This window comes from Mesorhizobium sp. M0800, assembly GCF_040320095.1.
Taxonomy (GTDB): Bacteria; Pseudomonadota; Alphaproteobacteria; order Rhizobiales; family Rhizobiaceae; genus Mesorhizobium.
Genome location: NZ_JAMYOZ010000009.1, coordinates 131,662 through 146,277, shown reverse-complemented (window position 1 = coordinate 146,277; position 14,616 = coordinate 131,662). Strand labels below are relative to the sequence as shown.

Below are 14,616 nucleotides of genomic sequence, written 5' to 3'. Positions count from 1 at the left end.
GCCAGCCAAGATCATGCGGCGCGCAGAATGTTCCTGCGGTCAGCTGTCAGCCACCTGCTCGGGCGAGCCGGTACGCGTCTCGGTTTGCCATTGCTTGGCCTGCAAGCGACGCACCGGCAGCGCGTTCAGCTTCAACGCGCGGTTTGAGGAAGGTGACGTTTCTGTCCAGGGCCGCTCGGCGGAGTTCACGCGCATTGGCGACGAGGGCGGCCGCGTCATCTACAGCTTCTGCCCGGATTGCGGCACCACCGTCCATTACCGGATCGACGCTCAACCCGGTCTGACCGCCATCCCGGTGGGCGCTTTCGCGGACCCTGCATTCCCGCCGCCCTTCCTGTCCTTCTACCACGAGAGCCGGCGCTGCCAGTGGGTCGAGGTCCGAACCGAACGTTTGGCGACGTTCGGCTGAAGCCGCTGGTCGCCTCCGGCTGACGTTTTAGGATCAAACCCAATCACTCTGAACGACCGAGTTCGACCCGGTCCGACCTTACAAGGCATTTCAGGCGACGAAGTCGATCCATCACCGTGCGTGGCTCGATCGCGCCAGAAGGCGTTGTGCGTCGGCTGGGCAAGCTCCGTAACGGTTGCGCTCAACGGGGCACGACAAGTGCCGACGGTCCAATTGATCGCTGATGGTTAATACGTGCTGGCCATGCTAGAATTTAGCGTCCTCGACGTGGTTAAAATCGGGGAATTGCGACCGGTTGACGGCGCGGGAGGTCGACGGACAAACCACGAACAGACCACAGGGAGGAAGCAATGTTTCGGACACCAGTTCATCTTGCATTCTTGACAGCGTCGATTGTTGCCCTGCCATCTTACGCGGCCATGGCCGATGACACACAGATCGCGCGCGGCGAATATCTGGTTACGATTGCCGGCTGCAGCGACTGTCACACATCCGGTTACTTCTTCGGGAAGCCCGACATGTCGCTCTTCCTTGGCGGTTCAGATGTGGGCTTCGAGATTCCTGGCCTTGGTGTCTTTGTCGGCCGTAATATCACGCCTGACAAGGAGACCGGTATCGGAAGCTGGACCCCGGAGCAGATCGTCACCGCGATCCAGACCGGCGAACGGCCGGACGGCCGCATCCTGGCGCCGATCATGCCTTGGCGCGATTTTGCGCATCTCACCGCGGATGACGCCATGGCGATCGCGGCATTCCTCCAAAGTGTGAAGCCGGTCAGCCACCAGGTTCCCGGCCCGTTCAAACCCGGGGAAGCGGTGTCGACCTTCATGATGCGGATTATGCCGCCGGGGGAAGCCGCAGCCGCTGCAACGAAGTAGGGCGGCTTTGATCGCAATGAGATTTTTCGCCGAATAATGGGTGAATGTCCGCCTTGGAGATGGTGATGCCGATATCCGAACGGCAGAAATGGGTCGATTCGACCCGTTGCGCGAAGGGCAGCTTTTGAGAAGCGCCATGAATGTCGCGATATTGGCGCTACCTACTCGTTCCCATCGACGAGACGAATGGCAGCATCCACCCTTCCCCGGTCCTCGGCGGCGGACGCGATGAACGGCTCGATTGAGCCCGAAACGAACTTCTGTCACATCGGTAACCTGCCGCCACCTCCTCAGCAAGATATGTGCTATTCTGAGGCTATGCCCGCGCCCTCCGACCGATCACGCGACAAGTCGCCGGAAGACGGTGCAGTTGCATCGGATCCGTATGCGGAGCTAGCCAATCGCGGCGATTGGTCCAGGCTTCACCGCGAACTGTCAGACAGAGACCGCTGCAGTGAACTTGGCGGCGCCGAGCTCCAGCGCCTCGGGGAAGCCGCCTACATGCTTGGGCGCGAGGAGGAATTCGTTCGGGACTACGAGAGGGCCTTCGAAGAGCATCTCCGGAACGGACGCGAACGATCCGCAGCGCGTTGCGGCTTCTGGATCGGGCTCACCCTGATGTTTCGCGGAGAATTCGCCCAAGGCGGCGGATGGCTGACCCGCGCCAACCGGCTGGTCGAGGACCATACGCAGGAATGTGCAGAACAGGGTTACCTTCAGCTCCCAATGGTCGAACAACGTCTCGCCGCCGACAGGCCGGACGAAGCATTCGCGCACGCAACACGTGCCGCGGAGATCGGACAGCGCTGCGAAGATCCGGACCTCTTGGCTATCGCGCGCCACCTTCAGGGCCGGATATTGATCCTGCGCGGCGACTATGTGCGCGGCTTCGAACTGCTGGACGAGGCGATGGTTTCGGTCACCTCGGGCCGGCTCTCACCGATCGTTACCGGGCTGGTCTACTGCAGCGTGATCGAGATCTGTCAGAAATTTCATGCCACGGGCCGGGCGAGGGAATGGACCTCGGCACTGGTCGGATGGTGCGCCGGACAGCCCGACATCGTTGCCTTCACCGGCAGATGCCTGATCCACCGGGCCGAAATTCTGATCCTCGACGGCCACTGGGACGAGGCCGGCCGCGAGGCCGGTGTCGCCAGCATCCGCCTTCAGCAGGGGCCCTCGAAGCACCACGCCGGTCCGGCATTCTACCAGAAGGGCGAGGTATTTCGACTCCGCGGCCAATGGAACGAGGCCGATGCCGCCTATCGCGCGGCGAGCAGGCTCGGGTTCGATCCGCAGCCGGGGCTGGCGCTTATGCGATTGCAGCAGGGGCACGAGCAGCCGGCCCTTTCGGCGATCCGCCGCGCACTGCAGTCCGTCGACGACCTGCCGGGCAAACTCCGCCTCTTGCCGGCTGCGGTGGAAATCACTCTCGCCGTCGGTTCGGCCGATGACGCTTGGGAGCTGTGCGAAACACTGCACGACTGCGCGCGCCAATATTCCGCGGATGCAGTCCGCGCCGCAGCCGCCGAGGCTACCGCGCGGGTGCTGATCCATGCTGGTCGAGCCGCGGAGGCATTGGCCCATATCCGGCGCGCGGTAGCGATCCTCTGGGACCTTCGGGCGCCCTATCATCTTGCCCGGATGCGGGTGCTGACAGCGCGGGCCTGTCTCGCAACCGGCGATACTGAAGCGGCGCAGACCGAACTGGACGAAGCGATAAGACTTTTCCGCGAGCTCGGCGCGCGCCCCGACGAAGCCGTTGCCGGCAAGCTGCGGGTCACCATGACGGCGACAGGCGGCGAAGTTCTCACCCCCAGACAGACGCAGGTTCTGCGCCTGATCGCGTCAGGCCTGACCAACCCGGAAATTGCCGGCGAGCTCGGTCTGAGCCAGCGGACGGTAGACCATCACGTTAGCGATATCCTGACGCGGCTGAACGTGCGCACGCGCGCGGCAGCCACGGCCTATGCGGTCGAGCACGGCCTGATCGGCATGGTCGTATCTGGGTAATCCTACCCAAGCCAAAATTTCTCGTTGCGTGGGTACTTACGCCGAAGCGGGCAACCGTGGCGCGGGTCTAAACCTCATGGCGTGGTAAAGGCCACAGGAGGTTTTCCCGATGCAAACGAATAATAACAACATGAGCGGGCCGGGCGGTGTCTGGCTCGCCACCGGAACGCTGCTGCTGGCGGCTGCGCTCGTCTTTCACGGGCCACCGGACGCGGATTTGTCTGTTCAGATGCAGAATATCGCCGAGGGCCATGGGCGATGGGCTACGGTCCATTGGACGGCGGCAGCGGCGCTGTTCCTGATCGCCGGCGCTTCGTTCCTGAACCTGGCGCTCAACCCCCGGGTCCGGCATTCGCCGATGCTGAGTTCTGCCTGGATGGTGATGGCTCTCGGCGCCCTGACCACGTTCTCCACCGCAGTCGCCGAGGCATCGGTGGTCGCGGTCGCGGCGGACCGGGGTGACACCAGCGCCTTCATGACCTGGTGGGCGTTTTCCGGCGGCATGGGTAACGGATTCTGGGCGCTCGCCCTGGCGACAGCGCTTGTCGCGTATCACGACGCCCGCGATGACGTCGGGATACTGCCCCGATGGGCCGCGATCGTCGGCTCGGCGTTCGGTATCCTTTCGGCAACCGGGTGGACACTCGGTGAGCAGCTCGGGATCGGCATCGGAGGTCCGATCTGGCTGATTTCCTCGCTTCTCATGTGCCTGTGGCTCGCGTGGTACGGGCTGTCCTCAAGGAGCCTCCGGTCGGGCAAGCCACAGCGCAAAGCGCCTGATCCAGCATCATCGTAAAACAGGAGGAAAAAATGTCCCTTCAAACGAAGGAAATCGAAGCGACGATCCACGACGTCCACGAATTCTTCACCGACTGGGTGACGGGCCGATGCCGTGGCGACGATGCGACGTTCAAGAAGAACGCGCTCGACCGGATCAGCGAAGATCTGGTCGCCATCATGCCAGGCGGCAGGGCGTTCGGGAAAAAAGACTTCGCAGGTTACATGAAGAGCATCTACGGATCGAATCCGGCCTTCCGTATCAAGATACGCGACATCCGGATCAGCCATCAAAGCGCCGACCTGGCGGTCGTGAACTACCACGAATGGCAACGCGACGCGAAGGACTCCGATCAACCGAACAATGGCCGGGTCACGACGATGGTGGTCCGCGATCGCGGCTACAGCCGGGGGCCCGAGATCTTGCAAGTTCATGAAACCTGGCTCCCAGCCGATGTCGTTCAGTCCGCGGATTTCGCGTTCTGAGAAGCGTCGGTCCGAAACGGGCAGAGAAAGGAATTGCGCTGGCGGGACCATCGGCTCTGCCGGCGTCATGGAGCCAGAACTGTGCTTCTTTTCAGCCCGTCGGCTGGGTCGAGATCAGCGCCGACCCTCTGGCGACGTTTGGCTGAAGACGCCGGCCACGGCCGGCTGACGTTTTAGGTCAAAACCCAATCATTCTGAACGACCGAGTTGAACCTTCTGCAGACCTCTCGGCATGCTGTGTAAACCACGTCCGTTAGTTGACATTGAGGGCCAGGGACTCGGCCGCTATATTGAAAGCGTGATGCGCTTTCTCTAATTCGCAAGTTGCTTCTTCCGCCTGCTTGCTCGCTATTAACAATATTCTTGTCCGGCTTTTTCGTTTGGGAGGCCGGCATGTCAAGATTGTATATCAATCAATTAGAGCGCCTAAAGACGGCGAAAGGGGAAGAGCTTTTGACTGCGGATCGGTTAGAGGATGGAAAGATTGCTAACGTAGCTCCACCGCCTATCCCGAGTGACAAGCGCATTAAGATTGAGCGTGGCGACAGAGCTGTGACCAAGGTCACGGTGCGCGAGTCCTAAGGTCGATTTCCACTCATCTCGGTCGCAGCCGGCAGTCAGCTAATTGAGTTGTTAGCCCTAATGCCGCAGGATCTTGCTGAGAAAAGCGCGGCTGCGGTCGGTCTTCGGGTGCGAGAAGAACTCGTCCGGCGTGCCGCTTTCGACAATGGCGCCGGCGTCCATGAACACGACGCGCTGGGCGACCTTGCGGGCAAAGCCCATCTCGTGCGTCACCACCATCATCGTCATGCCTTCCTCGGCCACCGCGACCATGACGTCGAGCACTTCCGAGATCATCTCGGGATCGAGCGCCGAGGTCGGCTCGTCGAACAGCATGATCTTGGGGCGCATGCCGAGGCAGCGGGCGATCGCCACGCGCTGCTGCTGGCCACCAGACAGCTGCGCCGGATAGGCGTTCACCTTGTCGGCGAGGCCGACCTTGGCGAGCAATTCGCGCCCGGCCTTCTCGGCCTCGGCGCGCGGGATCTTGCGGACATGGATCGGCGCCAGGGTGACGTTCTCGAGCGCCGTCTTGTGCGGATAGAGGTTGAACGACTGGAAGACGAAGCCGATCTCGGTGCGCAGCCGCGTCATGTTGGTGGCGGGGTCGCCGAGGCGCTGGCCGTCGACCGTCAGGCCGCCGTCGCGGATCGTCTCCAGCCCATTGATGCAGCGGATCAAGGTGCTCTTGCCCGAGCCGCTCGGGCCGCAGACGACGACCACTTCGCGCGGCTCGACGCTCAGCGTGATATCCCTGAGCACGTTGAGCTGGCCGAACCATTTGTTGACGCCGCGAAACTCGATCATGCCGGTGTCATTTTTGCTAGGGTTCGACATCACAATTGAACCTCGCCATGCGCCGCGCCCATGCGTTGCTCCAGCCGGCGGGCCAGCATGATCAGGGGGTAGCAGACGATGAAATAGCCGAGGCCGACGAGAAAGAAGACGAGCAGGCCGTTCGGCACACGCTGCACCACCAACCAGCCGACGCGGGTGAGATCGGTCAGGCCGATGGCCGAGACCACCGAGGAATCCTTGATCAGCAGCACATATTGCCCGACCAGCGGCGGCAGCACGATGCGCATCGCCTGCGGCAGCACGACCTGGCGCATGCGCTGCCAGCGCGACAGGCCGGACGCCAGCGCCGCCTCGACCTGGCCGGTCGGCACCGAGCGGATGCCGGCGACGACGATCTCGCAGATGAAGCAGGCGGCCAGGTTGGTCAGCGCGATGATGCCAGCGGTGAAGGCGTCGAGCTCGATGCCGAGTTCCGGCAGGATGAAGAAGATCAGGAAGATCTGCACCAGGAATGGCGTGCCGCGGATCAGGTCGACCCAGGCGCCGATCGCGCCGCTGATCAGCCGGTTGCCGCCGGTGCGCAGGATGCCGAGGCCGAAGCCGAGCAGCGTGCCCAGCACCAGGCTGATCAGCGACAGCACCACGGTCATGCCGAGGCCGCGCAGCGCCAGGGGATAGCTGCCGGCGACGCTTTGCAGCTGCTGCCAGATCATGTCCGTGTCCCCGCCAGGCCGAGCCAGCGCCCGGAGAGCGCCGCCAGTCCCTTCAGCCCGTAATAGAGCAGGAGGTAGAAGGCGGCGATGGTGATGAAACCTTCCGCCGGCATGAAGCGGTCGGAGGCGAGCAATTGTCCGGCGCGCGTCAGTTCGGCGACCGAGATCAGCGACAACAGCGCGGAATCCTTGACCAGCACGATCGCCTGTCCGAGTAGCGGCGGGATCGTCACCTTGAACGCCTGCGGCAGGATGACGAGGCGCATGCGCTGGACATAGGTCATGCCCGAAGCGACGCCGGCCTCCACTTGGCCGCGCGGGATCGACAGGATGCCGGCGCGGATGATCTCGGCGACATAGGCGCCGCTGTTCAGCGACAGAGCCAAGATGCCGACGACGAACTCAGGCAGGACGAAGCCGAGCCGCGGCAGGCCGAAATAGAGGAAATAAAGCTGCGCCAGCAAAGGCGTGGCGCGCACCGCGTCGATATAGGCCTTGGCCGGGACGCGGAACAGCCGGCCGCGCTGCAGGTTCATGGCGGCGAGCACGATGCCGACGGCGAGCGCGCCGGCAAAGGAGAGGACAGACAGCCACACGGTCGTGACGAGGCCCTGCCCGAACAGGGGCAGATATTCGACGATGGTGCGGAAGCTGAAGTTTTCGAGCATGGTGGGGCGGTGAATGTGAATAGTGAATGGTGAATGGTGAATAGTGAGTAGTGAGTAGTTAGCAGTTAGTAGTTAGTAGGGCGTAAGCGAGTAGCGAGTAGCTCTTCTCTACTCCCTACTTACTATTCACCATTCACCATTCACTCTACTCAGTGATCCTTCTTCCAGGCGTCGGAATTCACCCAGTAATCGAGGTTCTTCTGCAGGCGGCCGTCGAGGCTGACCTGGTCGAGGAACAGGTTCATCCAGACCAGCAGGTCCTGCTCGTCATAGCGTGTGGCGAAGGCCAGCGGCTCCTTCGACAGCATGTCCGGCATGATGATGAAGCTGCCGGCCGGGTAAGCGGTCGACTGGCCCTTGACCGCCGAGACGTCGTTGACACCGCAATCGGCCTGGCCGTTGTTGACGGCGTCGAGCAACAGCGGGCCGCCGCCCTTGTAGCTCTTGATGTCGGCATCGGGGAAGGCGGCCTTGGCTTCCTTCTCGCCGGTGGCGCCGAGCAGCACCGCGATCTTGGTGCCCTTGGCCTTGCAGTCCTCGGTGGACTTGAAGGCGGTACCAGCCTTGGTGAAGACGGTGCTGCCCGTGTACATGTAAGGCTTGGTGAAGGCGACCTTCATGCCACGCGCCAGTGTCGGCGTCATATCGGCGACCAGAAGATCGGCCTTGCCCGACAGCAGCGCCGGGATCAGGCCGTCCCAGTCGAAGTCGAGGAAGGTGATCTTGACGCCCATCTCCTTGGCCATCAGTTCGGCGAGTTCGACCGAACTGCCGGTGCGTTCGCCTGCGGCGCCGACCAGCGAGAAGGGCGGTCCTTGCGTCTGCACGGCGACACGCAACTCACCGCGCTTGGTAATCTCGTCGAGCGTTCCCGCACTGGCGGCAGCGGTAAGGCCGGCGAGCGCAAGTCCGGCGATGAAAAGCTTGGCAATGTTCATTTGGGCATTCCTCCTTGTTGTCGTTTGTTGTTCCACTTGTCGTTTCACCCCCTTGGGGTGCCTTTTGAGCGGCGGCGCCGTTGCCGGCGGCAACCACCGTTCGAAAATCTTCAATCCCAGCTCACCGTTTCGGCGACATTGATGCCGCGCTTGGCCAGCTCATCGAGGAAGCGGCCATCCGGCACATGCAGCAGCGGGTTGAGCAGGCCGGGCGCGGCAATCTCGCGCCGTGCCAGCATCTGCGCCACGATGCTGGCGGGATAGCCGACGCCGAGGCTCATGCCGAACAGGCCGGAGGCGAGGTCGCGCTCGATGACCAGCTCTGAGGTCACCGTCTTGCGGCGGCCGCCTTCGCTGCCGACAAAGACGTTGCGCATGACGCAAAGGTCCTTTTCGTCCGCGCCATATTGCAGTTGCGGGCCAAGCAGCCGGCCGAGGAATTCGCGTGGGCTAACGCCGGTGCCGGGCACCTTGTCCTCGGACAGGAAGCCGAGCTGCTTCAGCGGCGCCCAGAACGCCGACCAGCCGGGCCAGCGCAGCGAATAGCGGCCGGAGCGCTGCAGTCCCTTGGCGGCGGCGAGCATGCCGGCATAATGCGGCGCGTCGCCATTGGGGAAGGCTTCCAGCCTGCCCAGCCCCGCCACCTCGATCTCGTGGATGAAACGATTGTCGTGCTGGCGGGCGGCCGGCACATCGACCCGCTTGCCGTCCTCGACCAGCACGCTGTCGCGATTCTGGCTGGCCAGAACCATGTCGAAATTCCAGCTCACCTTGTAGCACAGCGGCTCGACCACCGCGTTAGGCTCGGGAATGCCGCCGCAATAGGAATCGATCGCGGTGATGGTGTCGAACTGGCCTGCGGCGCGTGCGTAGAGCACAAGGTCGATGCCGGGGTCGAGCCCGCATTCGGTCACGATCGAAACGCCGGCCTTTTCGGCCTCGGGCGCGAGGTCGCCGATGGCCTTGCCGTAATTGGTGGTGACCAGCGGCGTGCGCGTCGCGATCGCCGCCTGCACCGCCTCGCGCATCAGCGGTTGCGGCAACAGGTCGATGACCGCGTCGACGTCCTTCATCACATCGGCCAATGCTGGGCCGATCGCGCCCTCCGGCACGACGAAACGCACCCGGGCAAGGTCGGTCAGGCCGCCAAGCCGCGCAGCGCCGTCGGTTGCGGTGTCGAGGCAGACCACTTGCTCGACGCCGTCGCTGGCAACGAGATCGGCGATCGCCGCCCGGCCTTGCAGGCCGAGGCCGCCGAGAACCGCGATCTTCATGCCATTTCCTTCCGCGTCTCGTCCGACCAGCAGCCTTCCGGCAGGCTGACCCATTTGTTGCAGGACGCCATGACGACGAAGGTCTCGCTGCGCACGACTTCGCCCGGCTCACCGGCGCCGGGGATCAGCTCGCTGGTGACGCGGTAGAGATCGGCGACATCGCCGGCCACGGTTACGTCGACGATGATGTCGAAGCGCCCGGTGACGACGGCGGCCGAATTCACGAAAGGCAGTTCGGAGATGCGCTGCGCCAGTTCTCGTGCCCGGCCGCGCCCTTGCGCGTTGATGCCGACGATGGCCGAGATCAGCTCGGGGCGTTCGGTCAGGTTGAGCAGCCCGACGATCTTGAGCAGGTTCCGGTCGAGCAGGTTGCGCAGCCGCATGCGCACCGTCGGCACCGAGATCGCCATCTTCTCGGCGAGGCGGTTGACGCCAAGCTGCGCATCTTGCGACAGCAGCTTGACCATTCGCCGGTCGGTCTGATCGAGATGTTCCCGCAAATGCCAAGGCTTTCACAAATGGAAAGAAACGATTGGATTTTCTTTCAGATATGAAAATACCTTATGAGAGATTTTTAACAACGGCAAGAGCCATGTCATCCGCCATGGCTCCGTTCCTGTCGGCAATTTTCGTCGAGTGCGCCACATTTTGTTCTTGCTTTGTGCCGGCAGCTATGCTATTAATTTGGATATGGTGCCAATTTGGCTCCAACGACCCGTCCTCCCGAGGCGGGTTTTTGTTTCCGGATCTTTCGAAGGTTCAGCGCCGCCGGTCTAAGATTGGCGGGACAGCGTGGTTCCGCGGGGCGCAGCCGCAACTCATTGTACCTTCACCCGATAGGCGGAAAGGCTCATCCGCGATATGGCCAAAATCGGCTTTTCAATAAAGCTATAGCTGGCCAGGGAGACGACAATACAGACTGTGACAATGACTATGCCTGCGATCCATGGTGATACATTGGCGCTTGCAACGACAGGAGCGATCGCAAGCAGCACGATAGGATGGGTCAGATAGAGAGAGTAGGAAGCGTCGCCCAATCTTGACAGCACGCGAGGAGCAAAAAGCCGGAAGTAGCTTTCCAGGCTGATGCAAGCCGCGACAAGGATCAACGCCGGGATTCCCTGAGCAAGGGTTCGCGGCAAGTCGAAGCCAAGTACCATCACCAGCACGGACATGATGGCGAACACGATTGCCGAGGCACCCAGGAAAACAGGCAAACGCGTCAGCCCGCGGACCAGGTGGCCGAGAGCCATGCCGGCAAGGAACTCAAACAGGATTGGCGTGGTGTAGAAAAACAGCACAGTGTCGGCGGCGGGTTTGAAGATGATGCGTGCAGCAACGGCGAATGCAAAGACAACGCCGACCGCGGCCATTTGCGTCAACCTGCCAAAACCCATAGTCGCCGCGAACAGAATGTAAAACAGGATTTCCAGATTGAGCGTCCAACCCACGCCAAGCACCGGTTGGACATAGCCTGTGACCGTATCGAGATAGGGTATGAAAAGCAGGCTATTAGTGGTCTGCTCAAGAGACACTGCACGACCGGCAAACAACCAAAGTGCGGCGACCATGAGGAAGATCATAACCCAATAGAACGGAACGACGCGCGTGAACCGCTGCATCAAAAAAGCACGGTGGTCTGGGCGTCTGTTCTCCGTCGAGAGAACCATGACAAAACCACTGATGACGAAAAACAAGTCGACGCCACTGTTCAGAACGGGAATACGCAGGTCGAGCATGCCCAGTGCGGCCGGAAGATGATAGATAACAACCATGAGGGCTGCTAGCCCCCGCAGGATCTGTACCGATGTATACTGTTGAATCCGGCGCGGCGCGGCGTGATCATTCTGTGGAATGATGTTCATAAAAAATGGTCCCCGGTGCAGGAGAGCACTAACATGCGGGGTCGTTGATGTGCTGATTAATTGCCTGTTTAATTAATATATAAAGTTTTAGATAGATTTTACTGACGCTAGCTCGCGGCCATACTTTAGACCCGCCCGACTTTGGCCTGCCTCCCTGTCAAATCCTGGCATCTCCCCCGTAAAGAGGAGATCGGCGGACATCGACGCTTTCCCCGCGCTAACGACTGGTCTCGAAGATAGCGACGGCTGCCGCTGTCAGCGCAGCGCTACCGGGTGCTACTGTTCCATCAGGAAGCGCCTTGCCGTCTTCCAGTCCGACGCGCGTCGACCAACGGCGTTCCGCCGCCCGGTGCACGAAAGGCCAGACCGTGGCGTCGGCGCCGTGCAGCAGGATTGCCCGGCGCATTCCGGCGCCGTCGAGCACGGCGGCGATATCGTCGCTGATCTCAAGCGCAGCGTCCGGCTCCTGCTCGGAGATTTCGATCAGGATGCGCAGCACGCGGTTGCCATGGTCGAGGCTCACCAGGCGTTCGGCGTCGGCAACGGAGGCGAGCCCGGCCTCGATGCCAATGCCGCGCTGGCGCAGACGGTCTATGACTGCCGGTGCTGCATTCTCGCTGAGATTGACCGAGGCATAGTCGGGCAGCTCGCTCCAGGCGGCGATCACGGCCAGCGTCCGTTGGTCGTCGTCCTCGATCCAGGCACCCGTCGACACGCCAATCAGCGTCCCCGGGCAGGCGCGGCGGAGCGCCAGCACCGTCCGGTCCATCGCCGCCGGAGCCAGGCTTTCGCGACCGTCCAGCCCGCGGGCATGAACATGCAGTTCGGCGGCGCCGGCGGCGACGCAGGCCGCGCCGTCGCGCGCCATGGCTTCGGGATCAAGCGGCAGTCGCGGGTGGAAATCGGCGCTGCGCGCGCCATTGATGCAGGTCTGGACGATCATGCCAGGGGCAGTCCGGTTGAAGTGGAACGAGTTTAGCGCATGACCACGAAATCGGAAATTGAATGACGTCCCGTCCCGCGCAGTTCACCCGGCAAGAAACGGGTGGTCCGCGCGCGCCGTTTCACCCATCTCAATGACACAGAAGCCACAGGAGGCGAAGCCATGACCATCCATTCGATAGGCGCGAAAGCGGCGGTGAAATCGGCGGAGCTGCGCGTTGCCGGATATGATTGGCGGAAGCTGGCCTATGAGCTGAGCGGCTATGGCTGCGCGGTGATGGAAAAGCTGCTGACGCCGCAGGAGTGCCGGAATATCGCCGGGCTCTATCCGGACGAGAGCCATTTCCGCAGCCATGTGCACATGGCGCGGCATGGTTTCGGCAAGGGCGAGTACCGCTATTTCCGCTATCCCTTGCCCGACTTGATCGGCGGCTTGCGCATCGCGCTCTATCCGCGCCTGGCCGCGGTCGCCAACGACTGGAACGAGCGCATGGGTATCGCGCAGCGCTATCCCGACGAACACGCCGCGTTCCTCGAGCAATGCCACGAGCAGGGCCAGACGCGGCCGACGCCGCTCCTGCTGCAATATGTCCCGGGCGACTTCAACTGCCTGCACCAGGATCTCTACGGCGATCTTGCCTTCCCGCTGCAGGTGACGATCCTGTTGTCGGAACCAGGCAAGGATTTCACCGGCGGCGAGTTCGTGCTGACCGAGCAGCGTCCGCGCATGCAGAGCCGCGCCGAGGTGGTGCCGCTGCGCCAGGGCGATGCGGTCGCCTTCGCGGTCCACAATCGTCCGGTCCAGGGCACACGAGGTAATTACCGGGTCAATCTCAGGCACGGCGTCAGCCGGCTTCGCTCCGGCATGCGCCACACTGTCGGTATCATCTTCCACGACGCCAAGTAACCGAGCCGCCCGGTCGAGGCCCGGCGGCGGTTACCTGGAAAAATCGCTGCGCACGATGCCGTGGCGCTGGAGCTTGTCGTAGAAGGTCTTGCGCGGAATCCCCAACGCTTCGATCGTGCGCCTGACGTCGCCGTCGTTGCGGCCAAGCGTTTCGCGGATGATGTCGGCCTCGTAGCGCTCCAGCCGCTCCGGCAGCTTCATGGCGGCGTTCGATTCGGTCGGGGCAGGGGGTTGTGCTTCGGCGCCTTCCTCCAATCCAAGCACAAACCGCTCGGCGAAATGCGCCAGTTCGCGCACATTGCCCGGCCAGTCATGGTCGCTCAGATGGCGATGCACCGAAGCCGGCACTGCCGGCACCTGGCGGTGGAAACGGGCGGCGGCGCGCTCGGCGAAATAGAAGAACAGCAGGGCGACATCGTCGCGGCGCTCGCGCAGCGGCGGGATCGAGATCGTCACCACGTTGAGCCGGTAATAGAGATCCTCGCGGAAAGCGCCGCGCTGGCGCGGATCGCCGAGATCGACCTTGGCGGCGGCGACGACGCGCAGATCCACCGGCCGCACCTCGTTGGTGCCGAGCGGGGTGACCTCGCGCATCTCCAGCACGCGCAGCATCTGTACCTGTGTCGAGACCGGCATGCTTTCGATCTCGTCGAGGAACAGCGTGCCGCCGCTGGCATGCTCGATGCGGCCGATCCGTTTCCTCTGCGCGCCGGTGAAGGCGCCGGCCTCATGGCCGAACAACTCGCTCTCAATGACCGTCTCCGGCAGCGTGCCGCAATTCAGCGCAACGAAATTGCCCTTGGCGCGGCGGCTCCAGCGATGCAGGAGGCTGGCCACCACCTCCTTGCCGGAGCCGGTCTCGCCGGTCACCAGCACGTCGACATCGGTGTCGGCGATCTGGCGTAGTGTGCGGCGCAGCCTGTCCATCGCTGGCGTCTGGCCGATCAGCGGCAGGCCGTCCTGCGCCTCTCCGGCCGCCTCGCGCAAGGCGCGGTTCTCCATGACCAGGCGGCGCTTTTCCGCTGCGCGGCGCACGCTCTGTACCAGCCGGTCGGCGGCGAAGGGCTTTGTGATGAAGTCGTAGGCGCCGTCCTTGATCGCCTTGACGGCCATGGCGATGTCGCCGTGGCCGGTGACGAGGATGACGGGAATGTCGGCATCCAGCCGCAGGATGCGATTGAAAAGCTGCAAGCCGTCGATCTGAGGCATGCGGATATCCGACACCACGACGCCGGTAAAACCGGCGTCGAGCCCGGCCAGCGCCTCAGCCGCCACCGCAAAGGCGGAGACCGAGAAGCCGGCAAGCTCCAGCGTCTGCACGGTGGCCTCGAGGAGATCGCGGTCGTCGTCGATCAGGATCACCGGCGCGGCATTGTCGTTCGTCATG

The 14,616-nt window shown here is 62.8% G+C and carries 16 protein-coding genes; 6 read left to right on the top strand and 10 right to left on the bottom strand.

The features are described from left to right. The first annotated feature begins 13 nt into the window (after positions 1–13). Entirely contained in the window at positions 14–409 is a 396-nt protein-coding gene (locus NKI18_RS14320; protein WP_352617291.1) for a GFA family protein, read from the top strand. Between the two features lie 350 nt (positions 410–759). Continuing rightward, the gene (locus NKI18_RS14315; protein ID WP_502900698.1) at positions 760–1,287 is read left to right on the top strand and encodes a c-type cytochrome; all 528 of its coding nucleotides are present in this window, start codon (positions 760–762) and stop codon (positions 1,285–1,287) included. A 435-nt stretch (positions 1,288–1,722) separates the two neighbouring features. Here NKI18_RS14315 and NKI18_RS14310 read toward each other — a convergent pair whose 3' ends face one another. Further along, positions 1,723–2,130 (bottom strand): hypothetical protein, encoded by a 408-nt coding sequence (locus tag NKI18_RS14310; RefSeq protein ID WP_353019910.1) that lies wholly within the window; start codon positions 2,128–2,130, stop codon positions 1,723–1,725. Between NKI18_RS14310 and NKI18_RS14305 the strand changes: the two genes are divergently transcribed. From NKI18_RS14305 to NKI18_RS14295, 3 genes are all read left to right on the top strand, one after another. After that, the gene (locus NKI18_RS14305; protein ID WP_352903231.1) at positions 2,113–3,300 is read left to right on the top strand and encodes a LuxR C-terminal-related transcriptional regulator; all 1,188 of its coding nucleotides are present in this window, start codon (positions 2,113–2,115) and stop codon (positions 3,298–3,300) included. The genes NKI18_RS14310 and NKI18_RS14305 overlap by 18 nt on opposite strands. Positions 3,301–3,409: 109 nt before the next feature. Next, positions 3,410–4,096: a hypothetical protein gene (locus NKI18_RS14300; protein WP_352569100.1), complete on the top strand. Its 687-nt coding sequence runs from the start codon at positions 3,410–3,412 to the stop codon at positions 4,094–4,096. Positions 4,097–4,110: 14 nt separating this feature from the next. Next, positions 4,111–4,563 carry a nuclear transport factor 2 family protein gene (locus NKI18_RS14295; RefSeq protein WP_352587213.1) on the top strand — a complete coding sequence of 151 codons (453 nt, stop codon included), beginning with the start codon at positions 4,111–4,113 and terminating at the stop codon, positions 4,561–4,563. Between the two features lie 639 nt (positions 4,564–5,202). Here NKI18_RS14295 and NKI18_RS14290 read toward each other — a convergent pair. The 8 genes from NKI18_RS14290 to NKI18_RS14255 all read right to left on the bottom strand — a co-directional run bounded on the left by NKI18_RS14290 (position 5,203) and on the right by NKI18_RS14255 (position 12,323). Then, positions 5,203–5,931 (bottom strand): amino acid ABC transporter ATP-binding protein, encoded by a 729-nt coding sequence (locus NKI18_RS14290; protein WP_352617277.1) that lies wholly within the window; start codon positions 5,929–5,931, stop codon positions 5,203–5,205. Positions 5,932–5,960: 29 nt separating this feature from the next. After that, positions 5,961–6,635 (bottom strand): amino acid ABC transporter permease, encoded by a 675-nt coding sequence (locus NKI18_RS14285; RefSeq protein WP_352455417.1) that lies wholly within the window; start codon positions 6,633–6,635, stop codon positions 5,961–5,963. Continuing rightward, positions 6,632–7,303 (bottom strand): amino acid ABC transporter permease, encoded by a 672-nt coding sequence (locus NKI18_RS14280; RefSeq protein ID WP_352617274.1) that lies wholly within the window; start codon positions 7,301–7,303, stop codon positions 6,632–6,634. The genes NKI18_RS14285 and NKI18_RS14280 overlap by 4 nt, the downstream gene beginning before the upstream one ends. Before the next feature lie 149 nt (positions 7,304–7,452). Next, positions 7,453–8,241 carry an ABC transporter substrate-binding protein gene (locus tag NKI18_RS14275; RefSeq protein ID WP_352587204.1) on the bottom strand — a complete coding sequence of 263 codons (789 nt, stop codon included), beginning with the start codon at positions 8,239–8,241 and terminating at the stop codon, positions 7,453–7,455. A 110-nt stretch (positions 8,242–8,351) separates the two neighbouring features. Further along, positions 8,352–9,515 carry a saccharopine dehydrogenase family protein gene (locus NKI18_RS14270; RefSeq protein ID WP_352617271.1) on the bottom strand — a complete coding sequence of 388 codons (1,164 nt, stop codon included), beginning with the start codon at positions 9,513–9,515 and terminating at the stop codon, positions 8,352–8,354. Further along, on the bottom strand, positions 9,512–10,015 hold the full coding sequence (locus NKI18_RS14265) for an Lrp/AsnC family transcriptional regulator (protein ID WP_352617268.1): 504 nt from the start codon (positions 10,013–10,015) through the stop codon (positions 9,512–9,514). The genes NKI18_RS14270 and NKI18_RS14265 overlap by 4 nt, the downstream gene beginning before the upstream one ends. A gap of 318 nt (positions 10,016–10,333) precedes the next feature. Beyond that, positions 10,334–11,380 carry an acyltransferase family protein gene (locus tag NKI18_RS14260; RefSeq protein ID WP_352617266.1) on the bottom strand — a complete coding sequence of 349 codons (1,047 nt, stop codon included), beginning with the start codon at positions 11,378–11,380 and terminating at the stop codon, positions 10,334–10,336. Positions 11,381–11,597: 217 nt separating this feature from the next. Beyond that, positions 11,598–12,323 carry a 3-keto-5-aminohexanoate cleavage protein gene (locus NKI18_RS14255; protein ID WP_352617263.1) on the bottom strand — a complete coding sequence of 242 codons (726 nt, stop codon included), beginning with the start codon at positions 12,321–12,323 and terminating at the stop codon, positions 11,598–11,600. A 162-nt stretch (positions 12,324–12,485) separates the two neighbouring features. Between NKI18_RS14255 and NKI18_RS14250 the strand changes: the two genes are divergently transcribed. Next, complete coding sequence (locus NKI18_RS14250; RefSeq protein WP_352617261.1) at positions 12,486–13,229, top strand: 2OG-Fe(II) oxygenase; 744 nt, start codon at positions 12,486–12,488, stop codon at positions 13,227–13,229. 30 nt (positions 13,230–13,259) lie between these two features. Here NKI18_RS14250 and NKI18_RS14245 read toward each other — a convergent pair whose 3' ends face one another. Next, positions 13,260–14,615: a sigma-54-dependent transcriptional regulator gene (locus tag NKI18_RS14245; protein ID WP_352617258.1), complete on the bottom strand. Its 1,356-nt coding sequence runs from the start codon at positions 14,613–14,615 to the stop codon at positions 13,260–13,262. Between the last annotated feature and the right edge of the window lies 1 nt (position 14,616).